The following is a 13335-nucleotide window of genomic DNA, read 5'->3' as shown; positions in this document are numbered from 1 at the left end:
TTTTTCGGCGTGGGCACGCCGCCCCCGCCCCGCGATCCGGTCAGGTAAACTGTTCGGAAATAAGCCTTTCCTCGAGCCCATGCCCGGGATCGAACAGGATCCGGTGCTTGATGGCCGGTTCCGAGCGAATCTCGACCCAGTTGATATCGGGGATCGAGATGGAATCGGCATCGGCCATCACCGGGCGCTTGTCCGCCTCCATCACGTCGAACCGCACCTGCGCCGTCTTGGGCAGCAGCGCCCCGCGCCAGCGCCGGGGGCGGAAGGCGGCGATCGCGGTCAGCGCCAGCACATCGGCGCCGATCGGCAGGATCGGCCCGTGCGCGGAATAGTTGTAGGCGGTGGACCCCGCCGGGGTCGCCACCAGCGCCCCGTCGCAAACCAGTTCGTCCAGCCGCAACCGTCCGTCGACGGTGATCCTGAGCCGCGCCGCCTGTGGCCCCGCGCGCAGCAGCGACACCTCGTTGATCGCTAGCGCCTCGTGGATCCGGCCCGCCTGGTCCATCACGGTCATCGCCAGCGGGTTGATCACCTCCTGTTCGGCCTGCCCCAGCCGCTCGGGCAGGTCGGATTCCGCGTAGGCGTTCATCAAGAACCCGATCGTGCCCCGGTTCATGCCATAGACCGGCACGTCCAGATGCTGCGTCGCGTGCAGCGTGCGCAGCATGAACCCGTCACCGCCCAGCGCCACGATCACCTCGGCCTGCTCTGGCGGCACATCGCCGTGGCGGTTCACGAACGTGGCCCGCGCGGTCTGCGCGACCGGCGCATCGCTGGCCAGGAATGCGATTCGGGAATACATGGGGCAGGTTTCCGGTGCTGCGCAATCGGTTCCGAAAGAAACATACCTTTCCCGCCATGACCAGCCTTGCCGCCGTATCCGGCCGATGTGTCGTGTTACGGGCTTTTCCCGCGCCGGGGTTTCCGATACGAAATCCGCCATTCCTTCGGCCATAACATCCATGCGGAGTTCCCCAGAGATGAACGCACCCCAGCGCGACACCGGTTTCTTCACCGACACCCTCGCCCAGAGCGACCCGGAGATCTTTGACGCGATCCAGGCCGAACTGGGCCGGCAGCGCGACGAGATCGAGCTGATCGCTTCGGAAAACATCGTGTCAGCTGCGGTGATGGAAGCCCAGGGCTCGGTAATGACCAACAAATATGCCGAAGGCTATCCGGGCCGGCGCTATTATGGCGGCTGCCAGTTCGTGGACATTGCCGAGAACCTCGCCATCGACCGCGCCCGGCAACTGTTCGGCTGCGATTTCGCCAATGTGCAGCCGAATTCCGGCAGCCAGGCCAACCAGGGGGTGTTCCAGGCGCTGATCCAGCCCGGCGACACCATCCTGGGCATGAGCCTCGATGCCGGCGGCCACCTGACCCATGGCGCGCGGCCGAACCAGTCGGGCAAATGGTTCAACGCGGTGCAATACGGCGTGCGCAAGCAGGACAACATGCTGGACTATGACCAGGTCGAGGCACTGGCCATGGAACACCGGCCCCGGATCATCATCGCCGGTGGCTCGGCGATCCCGCGCCAGATCGATTTCGCCCGGATGCGCGAGATTGCCGACAAGGTGGGGGCCTGGCTGCATGTGGACATGGCCCATTTCGCCGGGCTGGTGGCGGCGGGCGAACATCCCTCGCCCTTCCCGCATGCCCATGTGGCCACCACCACCACCCACAAGACCCTGCGCGGCCCGCGCGGCGGCATGATCCTGACCAATGACGAATCCATCGCCAAGAAGGTGAACTCGGCCATCTTCCCCGGCATCCAGGGCGGCCCGCTGATGCATGTGATCGCCGCCAAGGCCGTCGCATTCGGCGAGGCGCTGCAACCGGAATTCAAGACCTATATCCGGCAGGTCGTCACCAACGCGCAGGCGCTGTCCGACCAGTTGATCAAGGGCGGGCTGGACACCGTGACCCACGGCACCGACACCCATGTGGTGCTGGTGGACCTGCGCCCCAAGGGGGTCAAGGGCAACGCCACCGAGACCGCGCTGGGCCGGGCGCATATCACCTGCAACAAGAACGGGGTGCCGTTCGACCCCGAAAAGCCGACCGTGACCAGCGGCATTCGTCTGGGCAGTCCCGCCGGCACCACCCGCGGCTTCGGCGAAACCGAGTTCCGCCAGATCGCGGACTGGATCATCGAGGTGGTCGACGGGCTGGCCGCCAATGGCGAGGACGGCAATGGCGAGGTCGAGGCCAGGGTGAAGGCCGAGGTGGCTGATCTCTGCGCCCGCTTCCCGATCTATCCCGGCCTCTGAGCACTGCCCGGAAACGGCCCGGAAACTGGCCGGAAACTGGCCGGAAACCACATCAGGCGCGCGGAGCCCGCGCGCCTTTTTCGTGTCAGAGCAGCCCCTTCCAGCGCAGGAACACGACCAGCAGCGCGCCAAACAGCAGCAGGTTGAAGGCCAGCGCCCCCAGCATCCCCAGCCACCAGCCCTTGCGGCGGTCGGCCGGATCGACGCCGTCGAGATACGCGCCCACATCCGTGGCCGCCCGCGCCAGTGCGGCGTGATCCAGCGTCATCCGCAGGCGCGGATGGGCGAGGATCGGGGCCGCCGTGGCCAGGCGCTCGGCCTTGCGGCGGATCCGCCGTGGCACCCGGTAGCGCGCGCGGCGAACCACGCGGCCGATATCGCCGCCGCGCAGGCCCAGCTTGTCCCTGAACAGCAGGGCGATCCGGTCGATTTCGGCGGGCAGGTTCTCGGTCATGGGCCGATCCTAGCCGGTCGCGCGGGCGGCCTCAACGGGGCTGGCGCCGCCCCGCCGGGGCGGGTATCCCGGTGCCCATGCTGAACGTCATCACCCACGGAACCCCGACCGACACCCCGCCGCTGCTGATCGCCCACGGGCTCTACGGATCGGCCCGCAACTGGGGCGTGATCGCGAAACGCCTGTCGGACGAGCGCCAGGTGATCGCCGCCGACATGCGCAACCACGGCGCCAGCCCCCGGTTTTCCAGCCACGGCTACGAAGACATGGCCGACGACCTGGCCGAGGTGATCGACCGGTTCGGCGGGCAGGCGGATGTTCTGGGCCACTCGATGGGCGGCAAGGCGGCGATGATGCTGGCGCTGCGCCACGGCGCGAAACTGCGCAAGCTGGTGGTGGCCGATATCGCCCCGGTCGCCTACACCCATTCGCAACTGCCCTATATCCACGCGATGCGGGCGGTGGACCTGTCGCAGGTCACCCGCCGGTCAGAGGCCGAAACGCAACTGGCCGCGCAAGGGGTCGAGAAAGCCCTGCAGAGCTTCTTTACCCAGTCGCTCGACCTGAAGGAAAGGCGCTGGCTGCTCAATCTCGACGTGCTCGAGGCGGAGATGCCGAGGATCATGGGATTTCCGCAGATCACGGCCAGCTGGGACGGCCCGGCGCTGTTCCTGTCCGGGGCCGATTCGGATTACATCCGCCGCGACCACCGCCCCGCGATCAAGACGCATTTCCCCCGCGCCGGCTTTGCCAGGATCCCCGGCGCCGGACACTGGCTGCATGCGGACAAGCCACGGGAATTCGAGGCGACGGTGCGGGCTTACCTGAACCGGTGAGATGGCAATGCCGGGCCAGCGTGCAGGCCATGGATACAGAGGAGAACCCCACGCGGCACGACCGGGGTCAGCCCCCTAGCTGTCCATCTTCAGCGCCGAGATGAACGCCTCCTGCGGGATGTCGACCTTGCCGAACTGGCGCATCTTCTTCTTGCCGGCCTTCTGCTTCTCCAGCAGTTTGCGTTTGCGCGTCGCGTCGCCGCCATAACATTTGGCGGTCACGTCCTTGCGCAGGGCCGACAGGGTTTCGCGGGCGATCACCTTGCCGCCGATGGCGGCCTGGATCGGGATCTTGAACATGTGGCGCGGGATCAGGTCCTTGAGCTTTTCCACCATCGCCCGGCCGCGCATTTCGGCGCGGTCGCGATGCACCATGACCGACAGCGCATCGACCGGTTCGTCATTCACGAGGATTTGCATCTTGACCAGATTGTCGGCGCGGTAGCCAGTCAGCTGGTAGTCGAAACTGGCATAGCCCTTGGTCACCGATTTCAGCCGGTCGTAGAAATCGAACACCACCTCGTTCAGCGGCAGGTCATAGACCACCATCGCCCGCGACCCGGCATAGGTCAGGGTCTCCTGGATGCCGCGGCGGTCCTGGCAGAGTTTCAGCACGTCGCCCAGATAGTCGTCGGGCACCAGGATCGTCGCCCTGATCCGGGGTTCCTCGAGGTGGTCCACATGGGTCAGGTCGGGCATGTCGGCGGGGTTGTGCAGCTCGCGCATGGTCCCGTCGCGCATGTAGATGTGATAGATCACGCTGGGCGCGGTGGTGATCAGGTCGATCCCGTATTCGCGTTCGATCCGGTCGCGGATGACCTCGAGATGCAGCAGCCCGAGGAACCCGCAGCGGAAACCGAAGCCCAGCGCCGCCGAGGTCTCCATCTCGTAGCTGAAGGAGGCGTCGTTCAGCGCCAGTTTCTCGATCGCGTCGCGCAGATCCTCGAATTCGGCCGAATCGACCGGGAACAGCCCGCAGAACACCACCGGCACCGAGGGGTGGAACCCGGGCAGCGGCTCGGTCGCGCCCTTCTTCTCGTGGGTGATGGTGTCGCCGACCGAGGTGTCGCGCACCTGCTTGATCGACGCGGTGAGAAACCCGATCTCGCCCGGCCCCAGTTCGCCGATGGTTTCCATCTGCGGGCGGAACACGCCGATCCGGTCCACATGGTGCAGCGACCCGTTCGACATCATGCGCACGCGGTCGCCTTTCTTCAGGACGCCGTCCATGACCCGCACCAGCACGATCACGCCCAGATAGGCGTCATACCAGCTGTCGACCAGCATCGCCTTGAGCGGCGCGTCACGGTCGCCCGCTGGCGCGGGCAGCTGGGTGACGATGGCCTCGAGCGTCTCGTGGATGCCCTGCCCGGTCTTGGCGCTGACCTGGATGGCGCCGGAGGCATCGATGCCGATCACGTCCTCGATCTGTTCGGCCACGCGGTCGCAATCGGAGGCGGGCAGGTCGATCTTGTTCAGCACCGGCACGATTTCATGGTCGGCGTCGATCGCCTGGTAGACATTGGCCAGCGTCTGCGCCTCGACCCCCTGGGTGCTGTCGACCACCAGCAGCGATCCCTCGACCGCGCGCATCGAGCGGCTGACCTCATAGGCGAAATCGACATGGCCCGGCGTGTCGATCAGGTTGAGGACATAATCCTGCCCGTCATCGGCGCGATAGTCGATGCGCACGGTGTTGGCCTTGATGGTGATGCCGCGTTCGCGCTCGATATCCATCGCGTCGAGCAGCTGTTCCTTCATGTCCCGGTCCTTGACGGTCCCGGTTTCCTGGATCAGCCGGTCGGCGAGCGTGGATTTCCCGTGGTCGATATGGGCGACGATGGAGAAATTGCGGATGTGAGCGAGGTCGGTCATGGTAGCGGGATATGGGTGTGAAACCGTGGCTGGTCAAGGAGAATGAAGCGGGCAGGATTGCGTCTCGCGATCCCTCGATCGGCGCGGCTGCCGTCATCGCGGATTGGCATCGCCGGCAAGGGGCCGCACGCGCCGTCCCGCGCGGCCCCGGCGTCCCCTGCGACCACGGGACCGGCCGACAGACGGGCGGTGGGGTGAAACCCCACCCTACGCGGGCTTGCGCGACCGTCAGGCCGCATCACACGCGGCAATTGATCCTTAACCCCGTTTGCGGCATGATGCGCATCAGGCCGGAACGGCATGGCCCCGCAAGAGGGCCGGAATGGGTAGAGCCGGAAAACCGGCGGCACGAGGCAAGAGGAGCAGGCAGATCATGGACAAGAGGATTTTGGGTGCAGTCTGCGCAGGCGGGCTGATGATGCTGGCGGGCGTGGCACAGGCCGGCGTGATCGAACGGGCCTGCCGGGCGTCGGACCGGGCGGCAGCCACCCGGCAGATGTGCAGTTGCATCCAGAGCGTCGCCAACAAGCATCTGAGCCGGTCGGAACAGCGCAAGGCCTCCAAGTTCTTTGCCGATCCGCACATGGCGCAGGAGGTGCGCCAGTCGGACAAGCGCAGCGACGAGGTCCTGTGGAAACGCTACAAGGCGTTTGGCCGGCAGGCGGCCCAGACCTGCCGCTAGGCAACGGCCCGTTTCACCGCTGACCGGACGCGGGCTTGACCCCGTGCGCCCGCAGTTTCAATAAATGTGAAACGGCGGGGGCGGTCGATGCTGGCCAAGGGTGTGACATTGCGGGGGCTGGAAGTGTTCGAGGCACTGGCCGCGACCGGTTCGGTGGCGCGCACCGCCGCCGCCACGGGCATGTCGCAGCCTTCGGTCAGCCAGCATATGCGCAATCTCGAAACCGCGCTGGGGATGACGCTGGTGGATCATTCCCGGCGTCCGATGGTGCTCACCCCCGCCGGGCGCAGTTTTCTGGCGCGCACCGAAAAGGTGCTGCGGGAATTGCGGCTGGCGCAGAGCGAGCTCTCGGTGATGGACCTGTCCGATCTCACCTCGCTCTCGGTCGGGCTGATCGACGATTTCGACGACGACCTGACCCCGCGCCTGGCCACGGCACTGGCTGACAGCATGAGCAACTGCCGGTTTCGCCTGATCACCGCGCCCAGCCTCGAAATCGGGAGCGCGATGCGGGCGCGCGAACTGAACATCGCCGTCGCCGCCAGCAGCGGCGAGCTGCTGGACGGCGTGACCGAATACCAGCTGGCGCGAGACCCGTTCATCCTCGTGGCCCCGGCCGGCATCACGCGGGGCGGCGACGGCATCCTCGACGACATCGCCGATCTGCCGTTTCTGCGCTATGACCGCGAACAGCTGATCTCGCGCCAGATCGAGGCCCACCTGTCCCGCCAGCAGGTCACGTTCGAGGACCGGTTCGAGATCGGCAGCCACCTGGCGCTGATGGCGATGGTGGCCCGCCGGATCGGCTGGACGGTGACGACGCCGCTGGGCTACATGCGCGCGGCGCGGTTCCATGACGGCATGGACGCGCACCCGCTGCCATTCGGGTCCTTTGCCCGCACCATATCGCTCTATGCCGCCGCCGACTGGGCCGACCGGGTGCCGCGCGAGGTGGCGCGGACCATGCGCAACCTGCTGCAGGCGCAGATGATCGACCCGGCGGTGGCCCGGCTGCCCTGGCTGGCAGGTGAATTGCGGCTGATCGGCGGCTAGACCGCACCCCTGTCCAACGCGGCGACCAGTCCACGGGCGCAGCTTTCGATCAGGTCCAGCACGCCGTCGAAATCGCGGGTGTAATAGGGATCGGGCACATGGGTCGCGCCCGGATCGGGCGCGTAGTCCGTGAACCGCCGCACCGGCGTCGGGTGCCCATGCGGGCGCAGGGTTTCGACCTTGGCCACATTGTCGCCGTCCATGCCCAGGATCAGGTCGAACCGGTCGAAATCGGCGGTCGAGAACTGGCGCGCGCGCAGGGCCGACAGGTCCAGCCCGCGCGCGGCGGCGGCCGCCTGCATCGGCTGGTAGGGCGGCTCACCCACATGCCAGTCCGAGGTGCCGGCGCTGTCTATCTCGAATTGTGGCGCCAGCCCCCGCAGCACCGCCTCGGCGGCGGGCGACCGGCAGATATTGCCGAGGCAGACAAAAAGGATTCGGTTGGTCATCGGCGCGGTCCCGGTTAGCATCGCGCCGACAGGAATGGGGCATTTGCATGGGAAAGACCAGAGCAGCGCGGTCCCGCGGCAGCCGCCCACGCACGGGACCGGCATGAAGACCATCGTGATCCTGACCGGCGCCGGCATCTCGGCCGAGAGCGGGCTGGACACGTTTCGCGATGCGGGCGGGATCTGGACCCGCTACCCGCTGGAAGACGTGGCGACGCCCGAGGGCTTTGCCCGCGACCCCGATCTGGTGCAGGGCTTCTACAACGCGCGCCGCGCCAAGGCGGCCGCCGCACGCCCGAATCCGGCCCATGTGGCATTGGGCCTGCTGCAGCGGGACTGGCCCGGCGACGTGGTCATCGTCACCCAGAATGTCGATGGCCTGCACGAGGCCGGTGGCGCGGACCGCGTGATCCACATGCATGGCGAATTGTCCCGCGCCCTGTGTTCCGCCTGCGGCCACCGCTGGGACGCGCCCGAAAACATGGCAGCGGACGAACCCTGCCCGCAATGCCGGGGCAGCGCGCGCCCCGATATCGTCTGGTTCGGCGAGATGCCCTATCACATGGATCGGATCGAAAAGGCGCTGATGCGGGCCGACCTGTTCGCGGCCATCGGCACCTCGGGGCAGGTCTGGCCCGCGGCGGGGTTCGTTCAGAACGCGCGGGCGGTGGGCGCCCATACCGTCGAGATCAACCTCGAGCCGTCCGAGGTGACTTCGGAATTTGCCGAGTCCCGGCTGGGCCCGGCCAGCGAAACGGTGCCGGTCTGGGTGGCCGATCTGCTGTCAGGGGTCGGCCGGGACTGACGCCCCGGCCGCGGGATCACGGCGGATCAGTGGCTCATCTTGGCGGGTGCGCGCTCGAGGTCCACCGGCACGTCGATCGACATTTCGCCCGCCTTTTCAAAGGTCAGCGTCACCGGAACCGTCGCGCCCTGTTCCAGCGGCGCCTTCAGCCCCATGAACATCACATGGTCGCCACCGCGTTGCAGCATGTGCTTGCCGCCGGCGGGAATGACAAAGCCTTCCTCGACTTCCATCATCTGCATGACACCGTCGGCGTTTTCCTTGTGGGTGTGCAGTTCGACCCGCGCCGCGATGTCCGACGCGGCCGACACCAGCCGATCATCCGTGTCGCCGGTGTTTTCGATCATCATGAAGGCAGCCCCCGAGGACGAGGTCGCCGTCGAGCTGCGCGCATAGGAATCGTGCACGGCGATCGTGTCGGCGGCAAGGGCGGGAATGGCGAAAGCGATTGCGGCGGTTGCCGCGACAAGCGTGGATTTCAGGGTCATGGCCCATATCCTTTGATCTGTATTGATAGTGTAGGTCGGTGTCGGCGTCAGACCGGCACGGGCGGCGCGCGGGCCTGCGTCGGCGGCAGGTCGCGGGGGTGCAACTGCACCAGCCCCCGCGGGCGGTCGATGCGGCGGGGAATATCGGCGGCATCATCCGGCAGAACCGGGATGAAAACGGCGTTCAGCAGCGACAGAGCATTGTCAGGGCAGAGTCGCGGCCCGACCGGCTGGCCGTCTTCGTCGACCAGGATCATCACCGGCCCGGTGCCGGTGCAGATCTCGATCCGGCCCGCCGCGGCAGGGGCGCCGCGGGCCGCGGCCAGGCCGGCGCCGGTCAGGGCCAGCACCGCGGCCAGCATCAGGACGAGATATGTGCGAACCGCAGCCATGGCCCAAGGGTCTAGGCCCGGCGACCGGCCTGCACAAGCACAAACGGCCCCGCCGGGGCGGGGCCGTTTGTCACGGATCACGGCGAAAGGATCAGGCCGAAGCCTGGGCCTTCGCGATTTCCTTTTTCACCTTCAGCGCGTTGGGCGACAGGTCTTCGTCCTTCGCCTTGGCGAGAAACGCGTCCAGACCGCCGCGATGATCGACGCTGCGCAGGGCGGCGGCCGAAATCCGCAGCTTGACGCCGCGGCCCAGGGCTTCGCTCTGCAGGGTCACATCATTCAGGTTCGGCAGGAACCGGCGCCTGGTCTTGTTGTGGGCGTGGCTGACATTGTTGCCAGTCATCGGGCCTTTTCCGGTCAGTTCGCAACGGCGCGACATGGGGTCATCCTTCGTCTTGTCTGGTGGCGCGGGATGGAGCCGGAACCGGACCTTTGCGCCAAATCGTCAAGGGCGCCGCCTGTGGCCGCGCCCGGAAACTGGTTGGCTGGCTTTAGAGGGAATCGCGAACCGGGTCAAGACACATCGCCCGCCCCGGTTTCGCCCCCCGCGTTTGCCCCCGATCTTGCCCCGGTCCGGCGCCGCGAACCGCCCGGCGCGGCGCGGCGACATGCCCCGGTTCGGGCGGGCATGTTCAATTGCACCGCTCCCCCGCATGATCTATGGAGCGGGCAACTCCCTTTCACCTGCAACAGAGGTTGACGACATGGCCGAGAACAACACGCCCGACATTCTGTATACCATCGTGGACGAAGCACCGGAACTGGCCAGCGCCTCGTTCCTGCCGATCATCCGCAAGTTCGCCTCGGCGGCCGGTGTCAGCGTCGGCACCCGCGATATTTCCCTGGCCGGGCGCATCATCGCTGCATTCCCCGAGAACCTGACCGACGCGCAGCGTCAGTCCGACGATCTCGCCGCGCTGGGCGATCTGGTGAAAACGCCCGGCGCCAACGTGATCAAGCTGCCCAACATCTCGGCCTCGGTGCCGCAGCTGGTGGCTGCGATCGCCGAGTTGCAGGGCCAGGGCTATGACATCCCCGGCTATCCCGAGGAACCGGCCACCGACGCGGAGAAAGCGATCCGCGCGCGCTATGACGCGATCAAGGGATCGGCGGTGAACCCGGTGCTGCGCGAAGGCAACTCGGACCGCCGCGCCGCCAGGGCGGTCAAGAACTACGCCCAGAAGAACCCGCATTCGATGGGCGACTGGTCGGCGGACAGCAAGACCAAGGTATCGTCGATGCCGGGCAATGATTTCTACGCCAACGAGAAATCCGCCACCCTCGCCGCCGCGCAGGCGGGCGATGCGCGGATCGAGTTCGAAGGCAAAGACGGCGCGGTCTCCGTGCTGCGGGATGGCTGGACGCTGGGTGACGGCACGGTCGTGGACGCCACTTTCATGTCGGTCAGGGCGCTGTCGGAATTCCTGGCCGGCGCCATCGAAGACACCAGGGCCGACGGCACCATGTTCTCGCTGCACATGAAGGCCACGATGATGAAAGTGTCGGACCCGATCATCTTCGGCTACGCGGTGCGCGCCTGGCTGGCGCCGGTTTTCGACAAATATGCCGACGACCTGAAGGCCGCCGGCGTCAACCCCAATGCCGGCATGGGCGACGTGCTGGCACGGATCGACACGCTGCCGAACGCGGCGGCCATCAAGGCCGATATCGCGGCGCTGACCGCCGAACGGCCGTCGATGTACATGGTCGATTCCGACCGGGGCATCACCAACCTGCACGTTCCGTCCGACGTGATCATCGACGCCTCGATGCCGGCGGTGATCCGCGCCGGCGGCAAGGGCTGGGACGAAACCGGTGCCAAGGGTGACACCAACTGCGTGATCCCCGACACCTGCTATGCCCCGGTCTATGACGAGGCCATCCGCTTCTTCAAGGCCAATGGCGCGCTGAACCCGGCCACCGCCGGGGCCGTGGCCAATGTCGGCCTGATGGCGCAGAAGGCCGAGGAATACGGGTCGCATCCGACCACGTTCGAGGCACCCGCCGACGGCACCATCCGCATCGTTCTGGCCAATGGCGAAACGCTGCATGCGCATGAGGTCGAGGCCGGCGACATCTGGCGGGCCTGCACCGTGAACAAGGCCCCGATCGAAAACTGGATCCAGCTGGCGATGGACCGGCAGCGGCTGACCGGGTCCGAGGCGATCTTCTGGCTGGATGCGGACCGCGCCCATGACGCACAGCTGATCGGCTATGTGAAACCGGCGCTGGACGCCGCGGGCGTCGCGGAGCAATTCCGGATCATGGCCCCGCGCGAGGCGACCCGGCAATCGCTGGAGACGATCACCGCCGGACGGGACAGCATCGCGATCACCGGCAACGTGCTGCGCGACTACCTGACCGACCTGTTCCCGATCCTGGAACTGGGCACCTCGGCCAAGATGCTGTCGATCGTCAAGCTGATGCAGGGCGGCGGCCTGTTCGAAACCGGCGCCGGCGGTTCGGCTCCGAAACACGTTCAGCAGCTGGTCGAGGAAAACCACCTGCGCTGGGATTCGATGGGCGAATTCTGCGCGTTGGGGGAAAGCCTGAATTTCCTCGCCGATGCCCGTGGCAACGCCAAGGCGGGCGTGCTGGGCGCGGCGGCCGAAGCGGCGACGCAGGGCATTCTCGACAATGGCCGCTCGCCCGGGCGCAAGGTCGGCCAGCCCGACAACCGCGACAGCCATTACTGGTTTGCGCGCTACTGGGCCGAGGCACTGGCCGACCAGGACGGCGATAGCGATCTGGCGGCCGAGTTCGCGCCGGTCGCCAGGGCGTTGGCCGAAAACGAAGCGGCGATCCTGTCGGAACTGGCCGCCGTGCAGGGCGCACCGGCGGAGCTGGGCGGGTATTACCACGCCGATCCGGCCCGGACCGCGGCGGTGATGCGCCCCAGTGCGACGCTGAATGCGATCATCGGCGAGGATCGCGCTTAACGGTATCTGCGGGACCGAGGGGCCAGCCCCTCGGGCTCCCCGGAGTTTATCCGGCAAGATGAAGCAGCGGACCCGCGCGCCGAGTCGGGTCAGGCCCCCAGGTCAGGCCCCCAGATCGGCCAGCAACAGGCGCGCGGCGGCCGCCGGCGCGAGCGCGCCCCGGGCCACGTCATCGCCCAGATCGCGCATCCGGTCCCGCGCGGCGGCGGTGCTCAGGCGGGCCAGCAGCGCCTGCCGGACCTCTTCGGCGAACCAGTATCGGGCCTGCGCGGCCCGGTGCGCCGCCCAGTGGCCGTTGTCCTTGCGCCAGTCGGCCAGCGCGTTCATCTCGGCCCAGGCCTCGGACAGGCCAGTGCCTTTTGTTGCCGAGACCAGCAGCGCCTTGGGGAACCCGTCGGGATCTTGCGAACGCTTGCGCAACAGCCGCAGGGCGCCTGCGTAATCGGCGCAGGTGCGCCGCGCGGTGGGCAACAGGTCGCCATCGGCCTTGTTGACCAGGATCAGGTCGGCCATTTCCATGATGCCGCGTTTGACGCCCTGCAATTCGTCGCCGCCCGCGGGCGCCAGCAACAGCAGGAACAGGTCCGACATTTCGGCGACCACGGTTTCCGACTGGCCCACGCCGACGGTTTCGATCAGCACCACGTCAAACCCCGCCGCTTCGCACAGTGCCACCGCCTCGCGCGTGCGGCGCGCGACCCCGCCGAGTTGCGACTGGCTGGGCGAGGGCCGGATGAAGGCACTGGCTTCGCGGCTGAGCCGTTCCATCCGCGTCTTGTCGCCGAGGATCGAGCCGCCCGACCGCGTGCTGGACGGGTCGACGGCCAGCACCGCGACGCGCAGGCCCTGACCGACCAGCATCATGCCGAAGGCCTCGATGAAGGTGGATTTGCCGACGCCCGGTGTGCCGGACAGGCCGATGCGCAGCGCCTGTTTGCCGCTGTGGCCCAGCGCATCCAGCAGCGCATCGGCCCGTTCGCGGTGATCGTTGCGGCTGCTTTCGATCAGGGTGATCGCGCGGGCCAGCGACCGGCGGTTGCCCGATGCCACGCCCGCGGCAAGCTCTGCGATATCCATGCGGCGGCC

14 protein-coding genes are annotated in these 13335 nt (G+C 67.3%); 6 read left to right on the top strand and 8 right to left on the bottom strand.

Going from position 1 to position 13335, the window contains the following annotated elements:
• Nucleotides 1-40 precede the first annotated feature (40 nt).
• Complete coding sequence (locus C6Y53_RS14410; RefSeq protein ID WP_106473059.1) at nucleotides 41-802, bottom strand: NAD kinase; 762 nt, start codon at nucleotides 800-802, stop codon at nucleotides 41-43.
• 178 nt (nucleotides 803-980) lie between these two features.
• Between C6Y53_RS14410 and glyA the strand changes: the two genes are divergently transcribed.
• On the top strand, nucleotides 981-2276 hold the full coding sequence (gene glyA / locus C6Y53_RS14405; RefSeq protein ID WP_106473058.1) for a serine hydroxymethyltransferase: 1296 nt from the start codon (nucleotides 981-983) through the stop codon (nucleotides 2274-2276).
• 85 nt (nucleotides 2277-2361) lie between these two features.
• Here the strand turns inward: glyA and C6Y53_RS14400 are convergent, their stop codons facing one another.
• The gene (locus tag C6Y53_RS14400) at nucleotides 2362-2730 is read right to left on the bottom strand and encodes a hypothetical protein (RefSeq protein ID WP_106473057.1); all 369 of its coding nucleotides are present in this window, start codon (nucleotides 2728-2730) and stop codon (nucleotides 2362-2364) included.
• A gap of 77 nt (nucleotides 2731-2807) precedes the next feature.
• Between C6Y53_RS14400 and C6Y53_RS14395 the strand changes: the two genes are divergently transcribed.
• The gene (locus tag C6Y53_RS14395; protein ID WP_106473056.1) at nucleotides 2808-3566 is read left to right on the top strand and encodes an alpha/beta fold hydrolase; all 759 of its coding nucleotides are present in this window, start codon (nucleotides 2808-2810) and stop codon (nucleotides 3564-3566) included.
• Nucleotides 3567-3641: 75 nt separating this feature from the next.
• Here C6Y53_RS14395 and lepA read toward each other — a convergent pair whose 3' ends face one another.
• Complete coding sequence (lepA, locus tag C6Y53_RS14390; protein WP_106473055.1) at nucleotides 3642-5441, bottom strand: translation elongation factor 4; 1800 nt, start codon at nucleotides 5439-5441, stop codon at nucleotides 3642-3644.
• Nucleotides 5442-5814: 373 nt separating this feature from the next.
• Between lepA and C6Y53_RS14385 the strand changes: the two genes are divergently transcribed.
• Together C6Y53_RS14385 and C6Y53_RS14380 are read left to right on the top strand one after the other, a co-directional pair.
• Nucleotides 5815-6123: a hypothetical protein gene (locus C6Y53_RS14385; protein WP_106473054.1), complete on the top strand. Its 309-nt coding sequence runs from the start codon at nucleotides 5815-5817 to the stop codon at nucleotides 6121-6123.
• 87 nt (nucleotides 6124-6210) lie between these two features.
• A complete protein-coding gene (locus tag C6Y53_RS14380) occupies nucleotides 6211-7176 on the top strand; it encodes a LysR family transcriptional regulator (protein WP_106473053.1) in 966 nt (321 codons plus the stop codon).
• On the opposite strand, the gene C6Y53_RS14375 is transcribed toward C6Y53_RS14380, so the two are convergent.
• Nucleotides 7173-7625, bottom strand: a complete 453-nt coding sequence (locus tag C6Y53_RS14375; RefSeq protein WP_106474126.1) for a low molecular weight protein-tyrosine-phosphatase — start codon at nucleotides 7623-7625, stop codon at nucleotides 7173-7175. The two genes, C6Y53_RS14380 and C6Y53_RS14375, sit on opposite strands and share 4 nt — an antisense overlap.
• Before the next feature lie 103 nt (nucleotides 7626-7728).
• Here C6Y53_RS14375 and C6Y53_RS14370 point away from each other — a divergent pair, with 103 nt between their 5' ends.
• The gene (locus C6Y53_RS14370) at nucleotides 7729-8430 is read left to right on the top strand and encodes an NAD-dependent deacylase (protein WP_106474125.1); all 702 of its coding nucleotides are present in this window, start codon (nucleotides 7729-7731) and stop codon (nucleotides 8428-8430) included.
• Between the two features lie 26 nt (nucleotides 8431-8456).
• Here the strand turns inward: C6Y53_RS14370 and C6Y53_RS14365 are convergent, their stop codons facing one another.
• The 3 genes from C6Y53_RS14365 to rpmB form a co-directional block, all read right to left on the bottom strand.
• A complete protein-coding gene (locus C6Y53_RS14365; RefSeq protein ID WP_106473052.1) occupies nucleotides 8457-8918 on the bottom strand; it encodes a copper chaperone PCu(A)C in 462 nt (153 codons plus the stop codon).
• 47 nt (nucleotides 8919-8965) lie between these two features.
• Nucleotides 8966-9310 (bottom strand): hypothetical protein, encoded by a 345-nt coding sequence (locus tag C6Y53_RS14360; RefSeq protein ID WP_106473051.1) that lies wholly within the window; start codon nucleotides 9308-9310, stop codon nucleotides 8966-8968.
• Nucleotides 9311-9401: 91 nt separating this feature from the next.
• Nucleotides 9402-9689, bottom strand: coding sequence for a 50S ribosomal protein L28 (gene rpmB, locus C6Y53_RS14355; RefSeq protein ID WP_106473050.1), 288 nt, complete (start codon nucleotides 9687-9689; stop codon nucleotides 9402-9404).
• A 325-nt stretch (nucleotides 9690-10014) separates the two neighbouring features.
• Between rpmB and C6Y53_RS14350 the strand changes: the two genes are divergently transcribed.
• Complete coding sequence (locus C6Y53_RS14350; RefSeq protein ID WP_106473049.1) at nucleotides 10015-12249, top strand: NADP-dependent isocitrate dehydrogenase; 2235 nt, start codon at nucleotides 10015-10017, stop codon at nucleotides 12247-12249.
• 102 nt (nucleotides 12250-12351) lie between these two features.
• Here the strand turns inward: C6Y53_RS14350 and meaB are convergent, their stop codons facing one another.
• Entirely contained in the window at nucleotides 12352-13326 is a 975-nt protein-coding gene (gene meaB / locus C6Y53_RS14345) for a methylmalonyl Co-A mutase-associated GTPase MeaB (protein ID WP_106473048.1), read from the bottom strand.
• Between the last annotated feature and the right edge of the window lie 9 nt (nucleotides 13327-13335).

The sequence above is a fragment of the Pukyongiella litopenaei genome, assembly GCF_003008555.2.
Lineage (GTDB): Bacteria > Pseudomonadota > Alphaproteobacteria > Rhodobacterales > Rhodobacteraceae > Pukyongiella > Pukyongiella litopenaei.
This window is presented reverse-complemented; position numbering and strand designations above follow the sequence as displayed.